The following is a 17,405-nucleotide window of genomic DNA, read 5'->3' on the forward strand; positions in this document are numbered from 1 at the left end:
TATTTTTTTACCTGACGATTTCAACAATTTCAAAATTCATTTTACCAGCCGGAACCTGTATCTCAACAGTTTCACCTACCGATTTGCCCAGCAGGCCTTTAGCGATCGGAGAGTTGACAGAAATCTTTCCTGCCTTGAGATCGGCTTCGTTCTCAGGAACAAGGGTATAGGTCATGGATGCATTGTTCTTCGTATTTTTAATCCTTACGGTAGAAAGAATCAGCACCTTGGAATTATCCAGTTTACTTTCGTCAATAATTTTGGCATTCCGGATAACTTCCTGCAGTTTTGATATTTTCAGTTCAAGCATTCCCTGTGCATTTTTGGCTGCATCGTATTCTGCATTCTCAGAAAGGTCACCCTTGTCACGGGCCTCCGCAATCTGCTGTGAAATGGCCGGCCGCTCGACGGAAACCAACTGATCGAGCTCGGCCTTTAATTTATTCAGTCCTTCCAAAGTGTAATACATAACGAAAATCTTAAATTTTTATCCGGGATAATAAGAAGAAAAGACCCTTATACAAGGGTCCTTTCAGTTTATGGGATCAGGCCGGATTGAACCGTGCCTGAAGATCAGAGGTTAATTCGTGCGCCTATGCTATGGGTTCCGCTAAAGGGATCAGTAGCCCTGTAAGAATAGTCAATAGCAATTGAGGAACCTTTCTCTTTGTCAAGCGGAACTGCAACGGTAAAGCCTGCACTTGGCCCTGTAAAGGCAGTAGTGCGCTCGGTTTTTTCAGTAATTCCTTCTTCGTAGGTATATCCGCCACGAAGCATTAGATATGATTTCAACTCATACTCTGCCCCCACGATGAACTGGTCTTTGTTGAAGGAGTTGGAAACAAAGTTACCAGCCAGACTCAGGCGATGCATTTCGGCGATATAAAAATCGTAGGATGCACCTATTGCAAGCTGCGTAGGCAATTCAAAATCGGCAGAACGCTGTTCCAGTGTGAAATAGCTCTCCTGTCCCGGCAACAGGCTCCGGATTGATAAACCGTCACCGCTGAAACTCATGGTAGGGCCGACATTGCGCAATGTAATACCAAAGCGTACGTTTTCACGGGGACCGGTTACATATTGAATACCGGCATCAATACCAATTCCCTGTGCACTTACGTCGGAGATCACCTCAGAAATAATTTTAATGTTAATACCTCCGTAAATACTGCTTGAAAAAGCTTTGGCGTAAGAGATATTAATATTCATGTAACTGGGTGAATAATTACCGATTCCGCCTTCAGGCAGGTCTTCGGTTCTGATGGGGATGTCACCGAAATTCATCGACATAATCCCCAGACCGATGACCCCTGATTGTCCGATTTTCTGGGTTAAACCAAAAGCATTGATATTTACTTCACTGCCTTTGAGCCATTGCGTATTGGTAAAAATCAGCTCTGTCCCTTTGGTGTGGGCAGTACCGGCCACATTCCCGAAAAGACCTTCGAGCCCTTTAACGCTGGCAATATTTGCCCCTCCCCAACCTGAGCTGCGTGCCCAGGGATTGATGAGAAGTTCGGATGCTCCAGCCTGACCTGACCTGTCCTTATTACCGGCAGACAATTGTGCAAAAGGAGTCAGCAATGCCCCTGTCAGCAAAATAGCAGCGAAGTATTTATAGATCTTGTTCATAATCAATATTTTGAGAGTTTTTCGTTATTTCAGATTCTTACTTTCAGGAATATCAGAAGGCATTAAGGTCAACCGGCCGCAGAGCACCGAACCACTTAACGATCTTCTCACCGATTCCATCAGCTTTCACATGCACCAGATAAACGCCGCCGGAGATCGGAATACCGGCAAAGTTTTTCAGATCCCACTGAATCGAAGTTCCTTCTTCATCCTTTGTAAACTGCCTGATAAGCATACCGTTGGTGGTATAGATTGTAACCGTACATTTTCTGGGCAAATTAACAATCTTCACCCTGTTATCAAGCTGGTTAGTCTCATACGTTGAGTAAGCGTAATAAGGATTAGGTACCACGGCAATCAGATCCAGTTCGGACTCTGCCTTTGCGATGTTGTTTGTGGTGGTTGCTACACTCTCCGTTGAGAATTTATATTTCGGGAAGTTCCGGTTATCGGCGTGATCAGCCAGGTAAGTGCTGTCCAATTCAGCGGAACTGTAATAACGGCGGTACGGCTTGGCAATGCGGATACGCACCTTGGCTTCATTTGAGAGCCACTCCTGACCAGGAACGGCAATGGGAATATTCACCCACATTGCGCTGGAATATACATACGCGAGAAACTGATTGTTCAGATTCTGGATGCTGTTCCTCAATTTCCGGCCGGCATCATAAGCAGGAATATCAGCTCCGGCAATTAGCTTGCCTGTTGTATGAGAAAATACATAAACGTAATGCATACCTCCAAAAACAAATTCACTGCCCGCCTGAAGATTCGGACTGGGGTTAAACAGCATATCCCTTCCGTTTTCACCAACCAGCCAGGAGTTCTCGCCGAATACGATATTCAGACGTTCACCTGTTTCAATATTAATCGCATATCCGGGGAACCAACCCATACCAGTTTCTGAAATATAGTTGGGGTCATCAGGATTATCGCTGGCGCCACTGCCTATAGGAGCAGGATTACCATCCTTATCAACAGACTGACCTGCCCTGATCTTAAATCTTTCCACATTGCCTTCCGAAAGTGTCTTGTCAGCACACATCTCTATCACCGGACAACGGGTCCACTTACTTTTATCAGCTGTGTAAACAAAATCAATGCTTGCCACATCTGAAAAATTAGCGCCGGTCTTGGAGAGATTGCGGAATGCAGGGGCAAAGGTTGCATCCTGCTCACTGGAGGCCGTCATAATATAAGGAGCCCAGGTTGCATTCACCACTTTTTCGTAATTCGCATTCGGATCGTAAGGCTTTGATGGCATGTAATAGTCATTGTTGCCAGGTGTGGTAGCGTCATTCACTACGCCCGACCTGATCCAGTTAAAGGCAGGGATACCATCAATATCAGGTAAGCCGGTGATCCATATCTTTGAACTGTCGGCAAACGTGAATGTGGACTCGAGCAATCCGTTATTCTCAGAAATAATACCCCAGATGGCTTCATTGTCGGCATTAGTTCCAATCCGGTATGGTCCCGGGTCAAGAATCTGACCGATGGTAATCGAAAATCCTAATTCAGGGAACAATTGCTCGCTCTTGAATGCAATGGTTGTATCTGACCTGTACGTCCTGTTGGTGCTTAAGTCAGTCAGCATCCAGGCTGCCCTGAAGCTTGCGGCACTATCAGCACCTGTTATAATGGAATAGGGCTGCAGTGAGTCAAATGTCAGAAGATATTCCGCGTTTTTGACATTTAAAGGATCAATAACTCTAATATCAATAGGGCCACGGCCAGCCTGATATTTAGCCTGATAAGCAATGGGATAATCAGGATTTCCAAGTTGGTTGGTTGAATCAACTGGTTTCCTGGAAAGGATTTCAGCAATCGTTTCATCCTGCAGATCCAGGATGTTTCCACCATTCCCCTGTCCCTGAATACGGGTAATCTCAACACCGGCGCCATATTCGGCATTTGCCTGAATGGTACCCACAGGAATGTGAGGAATACCGGTATAAACCTTAATGTTTTTACGTCCGGCAAGATAGGTACGCTTCTGACCAGACAGTCCGATAATGCCTTCCTCCTGAGATCCCGGATCAGCGCTGTACTTCATATACTCATTGTGTCCGTATGCCAGTGCCAGGTAATAATACTGTTTGTGGTTCACCAGGCGCTGCCCGCTGAAAGCATCTTCACGCAGTCTGAAAGTATGTGATATCCCCAGATCAGCACCATAAACTTCCTCAACAGGCACATTGGCGTTGACCGATTGATCAAAATTATGATTCACCAGCTGTGCTATGCCGTTTTTAATGTCACACTGATACACAAGGCGGGCCAGTGACTGGTCGTGAATATCGGCAACGGAAACATTGGCATCCTTTAACTGGAAGACCTGATATCCTTCAAAACGGTAGTAAGGATCAAAGTCGTATCCGGTACTGTTGGCTACTGCAAGAATTGCGGGATCCAGCTCAGTATAGGATTCGTTGAAGTTATTACCGGCATCATTGGTTTTGCGGTTTGAAATATAGAATATAAACTCTTTGTCAAGCTCACGGATACTGAGGTCAGGGGCATTTGGTCCGCTGACAACTGCAAAACAGTTATCAAACAGCAACTGACATTTGTCATCAACAACCTGCAACAGTTTAACTGAAGCCCAGGGGCCTCCTGAAGCAGCACGTGCCCAGGGAATACCAACAGTAATATAGTTCACTGCACCCGGCTCAAGAACAAAAGGCCCTGCTGATTGCATAAACCTGCGGTCGTGCGGCTGGTTCTGGGCAATTTCTTCTGTCCAGTTCTTCGGACCTGAGGGCGGAATTCCACCGGTACCCCAGTCACATTCGTCGGTATCTCCGGGGAACATAAAGTCACAGGCAGGACCATAAGCGCCGGATGAGGTGTGGGCATTACCACCATACATCATCTTGGTGTTGTCTTTCCAGATACCGCGCAGCAGGTTGTAATATTCCGGAGCATAATCCGGGTCAGTCATATAATCAGGAACACCACTGTTGTTGTGATAAACAAAACGGCGCATTCCGAAACGCTCATCGTCAACGATTCCGTTACCGAAGTTTACACCATTGATGGCCTCAGAACGAACGAGGAAACTTCCGCTCTGGATGTTGCCCTCCTCACCGTAATTCATATCAAGATAGGAACCATTCAGGCTGACGATACTGCAGTCCCCGTTGAATGAAGGACCCAGTTTGCCGTCACCTTTAAATGAAGGGTTATCAGAACCATCGGGATCCATATAAGGTCCCTGGAAGAAGTCGACACCGATTGCGGGAGGCTGATCACCGTAAGCCCAGAACTGTCCGTCGCCGTCTTTGGGTTTACCATTGTATGAATATCCGAGTCCCCTGTCTACATCACAACCCACGTAGTCGTCGGTAGCAAAACCAAGGTCGGTATCCACCCACTGGCTGAAATATGTTCCGGTAAGGCGGTATGTTGAACGGTTGATGATTTCATAACTGTAAAAAGTCATATTATTGATCTCATCGTTGGTAGCAAATCCGAATGCCTGGGCACGGATTTCAAGACCAATCGGGGTACCTTCCGTTTCAGTGTGGATATTTCCCTTATCGTTGAACACCCACCACAATGTTGCATCACCCTTGATTACCTGGTCGGCCAGCAATCCGCCTTTTACAATACCTTCCTCACCTTCTTTGGTCTGAACCGTTGAATGGCAGAGTTCGTTGGAAAGGTCATAATACGGATAGTCACCATCTTCGGGATCGTAAGTGCCGTCACCTGATCTGTCGAAGAATGGAGCAAGATAATAGCTCTGCTTTTTGGAAACATCGCCATGGGCAGGCCAGTCCAGAATTGTCTGAGGAATCTGGTATCCCGGGAAAGCGGCGCGGTTGTCCCACCATGCCAGGTATTCATCAATTTCGGCACGGGTGATCGGGAATAATTTATCATATTGTGCACAGGTTTCTTCACTGATCGCAGCAGTACCATCAATGGTAAGCGGACCAGGCCAGAAATCATTACCTGTACCGGGACTTCCTGAACTGGGACCCTGGCGGAAACGCAAAGCAGCCAGTTTCAGCTGGTCGTTCACGTCAATACCCCCGATCCACAAAGCAGCGGAAAACATGGAAGTCTTCCTGGAGCCTTTGGGAATCTCATACTGGGCAACTTCAAAGTCCCACCACATATCGCCCCCGGTATTGATACGGGTACGGACATTATTAATCTCAAGGTATTTAAACCCTGCTCCCGGGAGACAGCCTGCCGCAGTGGCCTTCACATCAGCCCTCCCGGACTTCCTGGCTTGCTTGTTGTAATCTGCGTAACCCGGCATGGCCAGGAGTGCACAGATTAAAGTTACAAGAGACAAACGGACAATATTTTTCATAATCGGAAATTTTATAGTATGTGCGTTTCTTTTCGTATTAGGGATTTTTCAGTGTGGCTTAGAAGTTGAAGATCAATCCCAGGCGGATCTGGCGCGGTGAACTGTAGTTTCCGGGGCTGTTGATCCGGAGGCTGTAAAGTTCACGGTAGGCATCAGGATCCAGTTGAGAATTTATCTGGGTCTGGTATTCTGCAGCAGCAAGATAACCGTCATCATCGGGATTGCCGGTAGCAGCATATACACTCATGATATTCTTGGAATCAAGAATATTTAACACCTGCAGGTAAACATTCAGATACGACTGGCGTTTGCCCTCACCCCAGCTGACATTGATATCCTTATCAACGCGGCCATCAATCCTGAACTGCCAGGGCAACCTGGATCCGTTCACAGAACCGTCAATAATACCGGACTGTCCGAGTTGAACAATCTTGCTTGATTTAGTGTATGGGGTACCGGAGCCACCGAAAATGGTAAAGTTCACCCCGGTGTTTTTAAGCAGCTGGGTGGTTTTAACCACTTCCGCTCCGGCGGCGTCAGTTTTCTTGCGGCGGATAACGGGTCCGTTGTATTCCTTACCTTCAGCAAAACGATAGTCAAGCATAAGGTTAAGTGCATGGCGGCGGTCGAAACTCAACGGGAACAGTGTACGCAGGTTAGGCTGTCCTGTCTGGATCAATCCCTTTGCGAATTCGGGATCCGAACCGGTACCGTTGGCAAACTGCAGGGTATAGCTGGCCCTGACCCTGGCGTTGGATGTACGGCGCAGGTCATAAGTCACGGTAAGTCCCTTTACAGTTGAAAAGTCAATATTGTTGTATGAATAATATGTCTTTGGATAAGCAGCCGTATAACGGTAAGCCTGGATCTGATCCCTGATTTCACGGTAATATGCTGACAATGTGAGCGAAGAACTGTTGGTCAGACGCTGCTGGAATCCGAGTTCATAGTCAATGGTCTTCTCAGGTTTCAGGTTTGGATTGTTGATGGTCGGACTTCCCAGAACCGGAAGGAAGAAATAATCCAGGGGATTCATGCGCAACGCGTAAGTGGGACGCTGGGTGAGCACGTCGTAATGTGCAAAAAACAGCGCCTCATCCGAAATCGGGAAAGAGAAAGATATACGGGGCATTACTGAGATCTGAGGCTCATAATCGCTGAAAGCCTTAGAGGAAACCGTAACATTATTTCTGTCAGCAAGATAAGGTGTAACACCGTTTCCGGCATCCAGTGAGATGGAAGGATCGGTTACAACAAGTCCATCGGCATTATACCACGTGTCACCATTGCGGTATCCCATGATGGTGGTAGGGTTGCGCATATTGTCAACATAAACCACGTAATCGTTACCCATATTCTGCGGATGCTGACCCAGATCGTTCACTTCATTCACGGTAAGCGCCGGATAAATGGTGTAAGGATCGGTAAGCACCTGCTGGTTAGCGTCAAAGCGGTCAACCCTGACACCGATATTGAAGATAAGGTCATCAAAAGCAAACTTATCCTGAATAAAACCTGCCATATAGATAGGTGAGAATGGAGCGATTTCCCTGGTAAAGTTTCCATCAGCATCCCGCTTGGTAAAGAAATCATCGAAACTGGGACTGTCTTTCAACTTAACCCGTTCACCGGTATATGTATACCCGCTGTAGCTGGCAAGATTCTCGCCATTGTTTAAAAGTTCATCGGGTGAGAACATATCGATGGACAAGGCATTGGCCAGACTGGCAGTATGCCTCTTACCATTGGCATCGTAATAATTGATGGTCAGTGCATTCACATCATAGGAATCGATGTCAATCCAGTCGGTACCATCTGCCGGCAGTCCGATGCTGCTGCGCAGGCTCTTATCGAAGTAACGCTGCGAAAGGGCATCGTATTTGCGGTCGTAATAGATGGTGTCCATAAATACGCCATCCAGATAAACCAGTTTCGGATTTGTAACATCAAGCTGCTCAATATGCGCATTGGTCAAACCGCGCATCAGGCTCCACAATCCGATTGGAGTGTAATTATAGTATCTGTCAACCCGTTGTTCGTAAATAAACCCGAATTGAAGGGCGTGGTTGCCGATATCGGCAGAAGCATTGGCATTGATGGCATACTGCTCATTATCGATTCGCTGATAGCCTGCTTGATTACCAACAACTGCCTGACTGGCCCCAGGTGAGCCCCATAAACCGTATATAGCCGGCGCTGTCATTCCGTTGAGCAATCCACCACCTGAAATAATGTTGTTCAGGTTGTTGTGATAAAAATCTTCCGGATACAGTTCATAATACTGCCTGGTATAATTTGAAATAATCGGGTTGGCAGTACCTGGGGTGAAGTCAACGGCGATATCCTGGAAACCATTATGGATAAAGGCTGTCTTCTGGGTAATGGTATCAAAACCGAATTCATAAGACCGTATCTTATTGGTTTCATATTTCCCGAGATATCCATAATTAAAGAGCTGATCTTTATGGTCAGCATCCTGAACCGTTTGATCATATTTTGTATAGTCGGCCTGGATGGTATAGAATACATTCTTGATCAGCGATTTGCTTTCCTTATCGGCGGGGAAACGCTGGGTAAAACGGGCAAAAACCCTCCAGGTATTGTCAATTACCTGAATGTTTTTGTCATAGTTGAACATTGACTGGGCATAGTTAAAGTTCCGGCCATCGCTGAAATTGATAGAGCCTCCGAGTGAAAGGTTGATATTCGGACCGGTTTTCACATCTATTTTACCGGAAGCATTGATATCGATATTTGCCGTGTTAGGGGTGGCTTTTACGAATTCCAGGTCGCTCTGACGGACAAAATTGGTATTATAATAAGTACCGAACCCGGTTCCTGAAAGACGGAGCGGGGTTGCTTCGAGTTGCCGTAAAACATCATCTTTCACCTTATAAATTCCGGTAGCGGTAGGTCTGCTATCCTGGTTGTACACCACTTCACCGGCAACAAAATAGCCCAACAGCGAACTGGTTTTATCTTTATTCCATAAAAGGGGACCCTGCATATTCAAACCGGCCCTGTTGTAACCGAATGCATCCAGATACTGAGATGTCTGCAACTCGATACCGGCACCGAATTCCCGGCTGGGACCCTTTGTGGTAACGTTGATAATACCCCCGGTAGCATCCCCGTACTGGGCGGGAACTCCCGAAAGGATTACCGACACCTGCTCAATGGCTGACTCAGGGAGGGATGACGAGCCGCGAACCCTGATACCGTCAATATACATAACGGTACCTTCAGAACGCTGTCCACGCACACTGCCGCGCTCACCGTCGGCCGAGAATACACCACCTACTGTTGTTGCGATGGCATTGGCTGACCTGTTGGGCATCTTGGCGATTTCCTCAGAAGTAACCGTTGCACCAACCGAAGTTTTGTCTTTATCGATGAGCGGAACAGCATATTCAACAATCTCAAAGGTCTCTATCTCAATCATGGTCGATTCCATCTCCACATTCTGGAAGGTAATCTGGTCCGACTTGATAATCAGCCCGGTAATCATCACCGGTTTAAAACCAACAAACGTTGCTTTCAGGTTATACCTTCCCGGAGTGATCGGCTTAATCGTGTAGTTCCCATCAAAGTCAGAGGTTGTGCCGCCAGCCTGTGTTCCTCCAAGTTCCACGATAATATTGACAAAGGGGATGGGTTCCTTTGTGGTTTTATCGATCACTTTTCCCCTGAGGGTTCCCGACTGGGAGAATACAAGCGCGGATGTCGCGAGCACTAACCCAATAGTTAACAGTAGATTTCTGATCATACCATTGAAATTTTATGTTAGATTTTCTGTGTGTGTTGCGTGTGCCGTTAAAAGCGGGTAAAGGTAATAATAAAATATTTTATGCTCCAAAACTTTTTAGAACACCGGTGAACAAAATTTGATTTCGCTTAAATGTAGCGCGGATTCAGGACTTCGGAATAGATCACCGCTTTTCGCAGGTCAAAATCCTCATCAAAATCTGCCATCTGTTCATCCTCTTCCGAAAATGCAGGATGCACGCGATCCGGCTTAACTGTATCAACCCTGGCCCTGAGATTGTATTGTTGCTCAAAATAAGAAGCAGAAACCTCTTCCTCAATTTTCTCAAGGGATTCGTTCTCCGGAACAATTTTCTCAGCGCTCCAGGCTTCTACGGTATTGTTGTACTCCGGCTCATATTGTTCTTCTTCCGCTTCAACAATAAGTTCGGGCAACTTTACCTCAGCATCGAGCAATTCCTCAAGCAGTGAACGGCGCGGCGCAGCCTCGGGAACTTCGACCTGCCTGCGTTGTTCCTCCATCATACGCTTCTTCTGCTGTTTCTGCTTGTTGGTATACAGAGAGTAAACCACCCAGAGTATACCTATTATAATATAAAGAAAATCATCCATAGCAAATCGGTTTAATGCTTTATAACCTGTAAAAATAGGTAAAAAATCATAAGTTTTCAGGATTGATGAAATTTAGATTCAAAAATCTGATGATGGCCAAAAAGCGGAAATTATATGGCATCATCCTTAAAACGGGTTCTGCAAAATATTAACTTTACTGCCCCGTTATTACAATATGCTAACTCCTCTGAAGTGAAAAAAGTACTGATTATCTCTGCCATGCTTACGGCAACTTTGCTGCTGGGCTCATGTGACAAAGAAAATGAAAGGGATGAAATTCCCTATGTTTACGTTAATTTTGTGGTTTACCCCAATACACTGGACTTTATCCCTGTAGGAGATTATGCATACTTCAGCGGAGGGTATAAAGGGATAATCATCTACCGCCAGCTCAGCGACGATTTCAAAGTTTATGAAAGAGCCTGTCCACACGATCCGCTGGTCGAGAATGCCCGGGTATTTGTTGAAGAATCGGGGATCATAGCTATTGACACTGTTTGCGGTTCCAGGTTCCTGCTTACCGATGGGTCTCCCGTTGAAGGTCCGGCAACCATCGGGCTGAAACAGTACCGGACACGCTATGATGGTTTCTCCCTGCAGGTAATGAATTAGCACACCATCAGCCGGCATCATCATTAAAAAAAGGTTGCATGCCAGGCATGCAACCTTTTTTTATTGTAAATATGTTGTTCTTAATACCGGTAATGCTCCGGCTTGAATGGTCCTTCAACAGGTACGCCGATGTAAGCCGCCTGGGCCGGGGTCATTTTCGTAAGTTTCACGCCCAGCTGCTCCAGATGCAACCTGGCAACTTCCTCATCCAGTTTTTTCGGCAGACGGTAAACGCCGGTTTCATAATTGTTTTTCCACAGATCAAGTTGAGCCAGGGTCTGGTTGGAGAAAGAATTGCTCATTACAAATGAAGGATGCCCGGTGGCGCAGCCGAGGTTTACCAGGCGGCCTTCGGCCAGCAGAAAGATAGCGTTACCTGCAGCGAAAGTATATTTATCCACCTGGGGTTTGATGTTGGTGTGTACCACTCCGGGAGTGATGTTTAACCGGTCAACCTGAATTTCGTTGTCAAAATGTCCGATATTGCAGACAATGCTCTGATCCTTCATCTGCTGCATGTGGTCAAAGGTGATCACATCGCGGTTGCCGGTGGCAGTCACATAAATATTACCCTCCTTCAGTGCATCTTCAAGGGTTGAGACCTCAAACCCTTCCATGGCTGCCTGCAGGGCACAGATGGGATCGATTTCGGTAACAATCACCCTGGCGCCGTAAGAGCGCATAGAGCGGGCGCAACCTTTGCCTACATCGCCAAAACCCAAAACTACAACTACCTTTCCGGCAATCATAACATCAGTCGCCCGCTTGATACCGTCGGCCAGGGACTCGTGACAGCCATAAAGATTGTCGAACTTCGATTTGGTAACTGAATCATTTACATTGATGGCCGGAAAGAGCAGCTCTCCGGCTTCCATCATCTGGTAAAGCCGGTGAACACCGGTAGTTGTTTCTTCAGATACCCCTTTCAATTCAGGTACAATCCTGTGCCAGCGCTGGTTGTCCTCTACATAAGCTTCCCTTAAAATCTTAAGAATCGCAGCTTCTTCTGCATTTGAGGTTTCTGCTTCAAGCAGCGAAGGATTTTTCTCGGCAGCAAAACCTTTATGAACCATCAGGGTGGCATCTCCGCCGTCATCCACTATCAGGTGAGGGCCTTTGCCATCAGGGAATGACAAAGCCTGCAGCGTACACCACCAGTATTCTTCAAGGGTTTCGCCCTTCCAGGCAAAAACAGGAATACCTATACTTGCAATGGCTGCAGCCGCATGATCCTGGGTAGAGAATATATTGCAGCTAGCCCAGCGCACGTCAGCGCCCAGTTCAACCAGGGTTTCAATCAGTACGGCAGTTTGTATGGTCATATGCAGGGAGCCGGTGATACGGGCACCCTTCAGAGGTTTCTCAACTGCATATTTCCTCCGGATCGTCATCAGACCGGGCATTTCTTTCTCGGCTATCTCTATTTCCTTGCGGCCAAATCCGGCAAGAGATATATCTTTTACTTTATAGGGAATGATCTCGGCAGTAATTTCTTTCATAACGGAACATGTTTGTTTTAAAGGGCAGCAAAGTTAAGCATTCTTTTCATTCAAAATGAACTGCATAAACATCAATTTCATCTTAATTAGAGCCTCCGAACCCGTTGATCTAAGATATTTGCGTATCATTGTATGCCATTTTTGATAGCATGTTATGACAGTCTATGAAAGAATAAATGAAAAGATGTTGCAGGGCAAAAAACAGCTTGCCGTGCTGATCGACCCAGATAAATCCGACAACAAAACACTTGAAGAAATTACGGCCAGATCAGCTGAAGGGGGTGTGGACTATTTCTTTGTCGGCGGAAGTTTACTCATCAGCAACAGAATGGATGAGTGTATCAAAATTCTGAAACAGGCCGGTAATATTCCGGTGGTTCTGTTTCCCGGAAACACCCTCCAGATGAGTAACAAGGCAGATGCCATATTGTTTTTATCGCTCATTTCAGGTCGAAACGCCGAAATGCTGATCGGCAGGCATGTCATTGCCGCACCTTATCTCAAGCTTAGTAACCTGGAGGTCATTCCCACGGGCTATATGCTGATAGAAAGCGGCCGCCCCACCGCGGTTTCCTATATGAGCAATTCGGATCCCATCCCTGCCGACAAAAACGACATCGCCATCTGCACTGCCATGGCCGGCGAAATGCTGGGGCTGAAACTGATCTTTATGGATGCCGGCAGCGGGGCCCTGAATGCCGTTTCAGAAAGTATGATCAGCCAGGTTAAACAAAGCCTATCTATCCCCCTGCTTGTCGGGGGCGGTATCCGGACTCCCGAAAAAGCAGCAGCCAGCGCCGATGCCGGCGCCGACCTCCTGATTATCGGCAATGCCACCGAACACAATCCATCACTTATTGCCGAAATGTGCAGCGCTATAGGTAAATAAAAAATCCGTCACTCAAATTTTTCAATCCCATGCTTTTTAAAAAACTACCCCTCATCTCACTTCTGCTCCTGAGTTCACTTCTTTTTGCTCAGGATAAAATGCTTGTCCCCGAAGAGATCATGTCGAACCGCAGCCTTTACCCTGGCGGCCTCTCAAACCTGCAATGGAAAGGTAATTCAGAATTTTATACCTGGCAGGAAGGAAACAACCTCCTGCAGGGCAACCTGAAAAACGAAACGACCGACACCCTCCTGAAGACCAGTGAACTTAACGAAATTCTGGAAAAAGCCGGATTAAAAACAGTAAAAAGATTGCCATTCTTCACATGGAAAGATGAAACCTCCCTCAGCTTCACCCATAACAATCAGTGGTTAGAATACCAAACCACCGGAAGGCTGTTGAAGGTGGTAAATGCTGTGGATTCCCTCGCCGAAAATACCGATCAGGCCCCCGACACCCGTTATATCGCCTATACCATCGGAAATAACCTTTACATAGCCACCGGGACTACTCAGGTTGCCGTAACTGCAGACACGGATAAGGGCATCGTAAACGGGCAGTCGGTGCACCGCAACGAATTCGGCATCAGCAAAGGCACCTTCTGGTCGCCGGGCGGCAGATTGCTGGCATTCTACAGAATGGATGAAACCATGGTAACAGAGTATCCCCTTGTGGATATCACCGCAAGGGTGGCCGAAGCAGACAATATCCGTTACCCGATGGCCGGCATGAAAAGTCATCATGTAACCCTGGGTATTTTCAATACCGGAACAGGTAAAACCATTTTTGTAAAAACCGGCACACCTGAAGAACAATACCTAACCAATATCGCATGGAGTCCCGACGAGAAAACCATTTATATCGCCGTGCTCAACCGCGACCAGAACCATATGTGGCTGAACCAATACGATGCCGGCACAGGCGATTTCATTAGAACGCTGTTTGAAGAGAAAAACGACCGCTATGTCGAGCCGCTAAACCCAATGACCTTTCTTCCTGACAATCCCGGACAGTTTATCTGGCAGAGTCAGCGTGACGGCTACAACCATCTTTATCTGTATAATACAGATGGGAAGCTGGTCAGACAATTGACCAAAGGCCCCTGGGTGGTCACCGGTCTGGAGGGTTTCGACGCTTCCGGCAAGGGGCTTTTTTACACTTCAACGGCCGCCAGTCCGCTCGAAAACCGCCTTTACTATCTGGAAATCTCTTCTGGAAAAACCGCCCTGCTCACCGGGCAGAAAGGCACGCACAACGTCAACATCCGACCCGATGGCAGGTTCTTCATCAGCCGGTACAGCAACCTGGATACTCCTGCCCGCATCTTTGCCGGCGACCTGAAAGGCAAAGAAGTAAAAACCCTGTTCACTTCCTCCGATCCGCTGAAAGATTACCTTCTGGGCGAAACCAGCCTTTTTACGCTGAAAGCTGACGATGGCACCGACCTCTGGTGCAGAATGATCAAACCCGCCGCCTTTGATCCGGCAAAGAAATACCCGGTCTTTATCTACGTTTACGGAGGTCCGCATGCCCAGCTGGTTACCGAAAGCTGGCTGGGTGGCGCCGGTCACTTCCTCAACTATATGGCGCAGCAGGGGTATGTGGTGTTTACACTCGATAACCGCGGCTCGGCCAACCGGGGATTTGAATTTGAAAGTGCCATCCACCGCCGCCTCGGGGTGCTTGAAATGGCCGATCAGATGAAAGGGGTTGAATACCTGAAATCACTGTCATTCGTCGATTCCACACGCATAGGCGTCGACGGCTGGAGCTACGGCGGCTTTATGGCCATCACCCTCAAACTGAAAAACCCTCAAGTATTCAGGGTTGCCACTGCCGGCGGACCCGTTACCGACTGGAAATACTACGAAGTAATGTACGGGGAAAGATACATGGACACCCCTGAACAGAACCCTGACGGCTACAACGAAGCCTGCCTGATGAACCATATCGGAAAGCTGGATGGCAAACTGATGATCATTCACGGCGCACTCGACAACACTGTGGTTTGGCAGCAGAGCCTCCAATTCCTGAAAACAGCCGTGGAAAAGCAGAAACAGGTGGATTATTTTGTCTATCCCACACATGAACACAACGTAAGAGGCATTGACCGGGCACACCTGTTCAGGAAACTGGCCAACTACTACAACGAAAATCTCTGATATACTATAAATATACGAAAAGGCCTGCAGTATAATAAACGTAAGCTGCAGGCCTTTTTATTAAAGCTCACTCTGTTCACTTACCCATTGCCCTGAAATACAGTTCGAGCAGTTGCGCTGCCGCCTGATAGGGTGTCACCTGATCGGCCAGCATTTTGTGTTCTATCTGCCGGAGGGCGGTTTTTATTTCCGGATTAAGGTAAAAATGATCATGCAACCGTTGGTCTATGCTGTCTATCATAATCTGCTTTGACTGCTGTTGGCGCTTGAGGCGGAAATAGCCGTTGGTCTGGGTAAAGCGGATATATTCCGTAATGGTATCCCAGACCCCCGGTATACCATCGCCCATAAGGGATGAACAGGTTATGGCCGGAGGAGACCAGCCCGATTCAGGCAGAGGGAACAGGTGGAGTGCATTTTTGATTTGTGTACAGGCAATCTGCGCCCTGCTTTTATTGTCGCCGTCGGCTTTATTTACGGCAATGGCATCGGCCATTTCCATAATCCCGCGTTTGATGCCCTGCAGTTCGTCGCCGGCACCGGAAATCATCAGCAGCAGAAAGAAATCAACCATGGAGTGCACGGCAATTTCTGACTGGCCGACTCCGACAGTTTCAACGATGATGGTGTCAAACCCGGCAGCTTCACAGATAATAATGGTTTCCCGGGTTTTGCGTGCCACGCCGCCCAGCGAGCCGGCCGAGGGCGAAGGCCGGATAAATGCGTTGGGGTGGGTCGAAAGCCCTTCCATTCGGGTTTTATCGCCCAAAATGCTGCCTTTGGAACGCGAACTGCTGGGATCAATGGCCAGTACCGCCAGCTTGTGACCGTTACCGGTCAGATAAGTACCGAGGGCTTCAATAAACGTACTCTTTCCCGCTCCCGGCACCCCGGTTACCCCCAGGCGCACCGATTTACCGGCATGCGGCAGGCAGCGGGCGATAATCTCCTGGGCCAGCGCCTGATGCTCAGGCAAAGCGCTTTCTACAAGGGTGATCGCCTGACTGAAAAGGGTACGGTTAAAGTTCAGGATCCCTTCCATAAACGCTTCCACAGAAGGCAGTTGTTTGCGGGTCCTTTTAAACCTGGTTACAGCAGTTTCATTCAGTACCGGCGGCTGTGGAATCCCTTCCTGAACCTTGAGGGCAGAATCGAAAGACTCCTTTTCATGCTTTTTTTTCATTTCCATGACGCAATATTCTGATAAACCGGCCATGCAACACATACCCGGCCGTTGCTAACATCAAACAACCGAAGCCCGGAAGTGTTCCTGAAAACACCGGTTTTTGGACATGACAAAGTTAGGTAATTCAGAAGCCTTAATTCCAAACGCGACCCCGGAGTTATCACCGCAAAATCAACAAACCGGCTAACCAGTCCATTATAGTCAACCTTCATATTGAAGTACAGATAACTAAGTGATCGCCTGATTACAATAAACAGCTTCGCAAGTTGATACTTTGGGTTATTTGATAAATACTATGCAGGTTTCATGCCACCACGAATGCCATCAGGAAATAAAAACCAAATATTTGTAAGAGATAAAGTATATAGTCGGGTTAAAGGTTTGTCCCTCAAAATGTGACTCGTTGGATCTATGTAAAAAAAACAGTTTCACAGAGCTTGCTGAGGTATCACTGTGAAGAATACTATACTCTGTGAGCCTCTGTGACTATTCCGTGAATCTCTGTGAAACAATCATTTACACGGAGGTCACCGAGGCATCACAGAGCAACACAGAGAAGATTATTAAACACTGTGACCCCATTAGTGAAAATCTTTCACAATTACACTACGGAATACAAAGTTCATCTTTAACTCCGGTACTTCAAATAACGAATGACCCAATATTATCCGGCCGGGCACAAAAAAACAGGAAAATTTATCGATTTATTTAAAAACATCGT

Annotated in this window: 10 protein-coding genes; 3 read left to right on the forward strand and 7 right to left on the reverse strand. The window is 47.2% G+C overall.

Translation table 11 applies throughout. The features are described 5' to 3' along the window. Positions 1-7 precede the first annotated feature (7 nt). The 5 genes from greA to TBC1_RS08245 form a co-directional block, all read right to left on the reverse strand. Positions 8-469, reverse strand: a complete 462-nt coding sequence (greA, locus tag TBC1_RS08225; RefSeq protein WP_172668857.1) for a transcription elongation factor GreA — start codon at positions 467-469, stop codon at positions 8-10. A 104-nt stretch (positions 470-573) separates the two neighbouring features. Beyond that, positions 574-1,632 (reverse strand): PorV/PorQ family protein, encoded by a 1,059-nt coding sequence (locus TBC1_RS08230; RefSeq protein WP_062040676.1) that lies wholly within the window; start codon positions 1,630-1,632, stop codon positions 574-576. A 52-nt stretch (positions 1,633-1,684) separates the two neighbouring features. Continuing rightward, positions 1,685-5,959 (reverse strand): T9SS type A sorting domain-containing protein, encoded by a 4,275-nt coding sequence (locus TBC1_RS08235; protein WP_062040679.1) that lies wholly within the window; start codon positions 5,957-5,959, stop codon positions 1,685-1,687. A 58-nt stretch (positions 5,960-6,017) separates the two neighbouring features. Next, positions 6,018-9,725 carry a TonB-dependent receptor gene (locus TBC1_RS08240; RefSeq protein WP_062040682.1) on the reverse strand — a complete coding sequence of 1,236 codons (3,708 nt, stop codon included), beginning with the start codon at positions 9,723-9,725 and terminating at the stop codon, positions 6,018-6,020. Between the two features lie 128 nt (positions 9,726-9,853). Further along, positions 9,854-10,336: a hypothetical protein gene (locus TBC1_RS08245; protein WP_062040686.1), complete on the reverse strand. Its 483-nt coding sequence runs from the start codon at positions 10,334-10,336 to the stop codon at positions 9,854-9,856. A 192-nt stretch (positions 10,337-10,528) separates the two neighbouring features. On the opposite strand from TBC1_RS08245, the gene TBC1_RS08250 reads away from it, so the two are divergent. Further along, entirely contained in the window at positions 10,529-10,948 is a 420-nt protein-coding gene (locus TBC1_RS08250) for a Rieske (2Fe-2S) protein (protein WP_137305535.1), read from the forward strand. 80 nt (positions 10,949-11,028) lie between these two features. Here TBC1_RS08250 and ahcY read toward each other — a convergent pair whose 3' ends face one another. Next, the gene (gene ahcY, locus TBC1_RS08255; RefSeq protein ID WP_062040692.1) at positions 11,029-12,447 is read right to left on the reverse strand and encodes an adenosylhomocysteinase; all 1,419 of its coding nucleotides are present in this window, start codon (positions 12,445-12,447) and stop codon (positions 11,029-11,031) included. A 154-nt stretch (positions 12,448-12,601) separates the two neighbouring features. Between ahcY and TBC1_RS08260 the strand changes: the two genes are divergently transcribed. Further along, positions 12,602-13,336 (forward strand): geranylgeranylglyceryl/heptaprenylglyceryl phosphate synthase, encoded by a 735-nt coding sequence (locus TBC1_RS08260; protein WP_062040694.1) that lies wholly within the window; start codon positions 12,602-12,604, stop codon positions 13,334-13,336. A 29-nt stretch (positions 13,337-13,365) separates the two neighbouring features. Next, positions 13,366-15,498, forward strand: coding sequence for a S9 family peptidase (locus TBC1_RS08265; protein ID WP_062040697.1), 2,133 nt, complete (start codon positions 13,366-13,368; stop codon positions 15,496-15,498). 76 nt (positions 15,499-15,574) lie between these two features. Here TBC1_RS08265 and meaB read toward each other — a convergent pair whose 3' ends face one another. Continuing rightward, a complete protein-coding gene (meaB, locus tag TBC1_RS08270) occupies positions 15,575-16,681 on the reverse strand; it encodes a methylmalonyl Co-A mutase-associated GTPase MeaB (protein WP_062042903.1) in 1,107 nt (368 codons plus the stop codon). Positions 16,682-17,405: the final 724 nt, after the last annotated feature.

The organism is Lentimicrobium saccharophilum (assembly GCF_001192835.1).
Lineage (GTDB): Bacteria > Bacteroidota > Bacteroidia > Bacteroidales > Lentimicrobiaceae > Lentimicrobium > Lentimicrobium saccharophilum.

What these genes read in the sequence shown, in the direction of transcription:
- greA (WP_172668857.1), bottom strand. Translation starts at nt 469, where the DNA reads ATGTATTACACTTTGGAAGGACTGAATAAATTAAAGGCCGAGCTCGAT.
- TBC1_RS08230 (WP_062040676.1), bottom strand. Translation starts at nt 1,632, where the DNA reads ATGAACAAGATCTATAAATACTTCGCTGCTATTTTGCTGACAGGGGCA.
- TBC1_RS08235 (WP_062040679.1), bottom strand. Translation starts at nt 5,959, where the DNA reads ATGAAAAATATTGTCCGTTTGTCTCTTGTAACTTTAATCTGTGCACTC.
- TBC1_RS08240 (WP_062040682.1), bottom strand. Translation starts at nt 9,725, where the DNA reads ATGATCAGAAATCTACTGTTAACTATTGGGTTAGTGCTCGCGACATCC.
- TBC1_RS08245 (WP_062040686.1), bottom strand. Translation starts at nt 10,336, where the DNA reads ATGGATGATTTTCTTTATATTATAATAGGTATACTCTGGGTGGTTTAC.
- ahcY (WP_062040692.1), bottom strand. Translation starts at nt 12,447, where the DNA reads ATGAAAGAAATTACTGCCGAGATCATTCCCTATAAAGTAAAAGATATA.
- TBC1_RS08260 (WP_062040694.1), top strand. Translation starts at nt 12,602, where the DNA reads ATGACAGTCTATGAAAGAATAAATGAAAAGATGTTGCAGGGCAAAAAA.
- TBC1_RS08265 (WP_062040697.1), top strand. Translation starts at nt 13,366, where the DNA reads ATGCTTTTTAAAAAACTACCCCTCATCTCACTTCTGCTCCTGAGTTCA.
- meaB (WP_062042903.1), bottom strand. Translation starts at nt 16,681, where the DNA reads ATGAAAAAAAAGCATGAAAAGGAGTCTTTCGATTCTGCCCTCAAGGTT.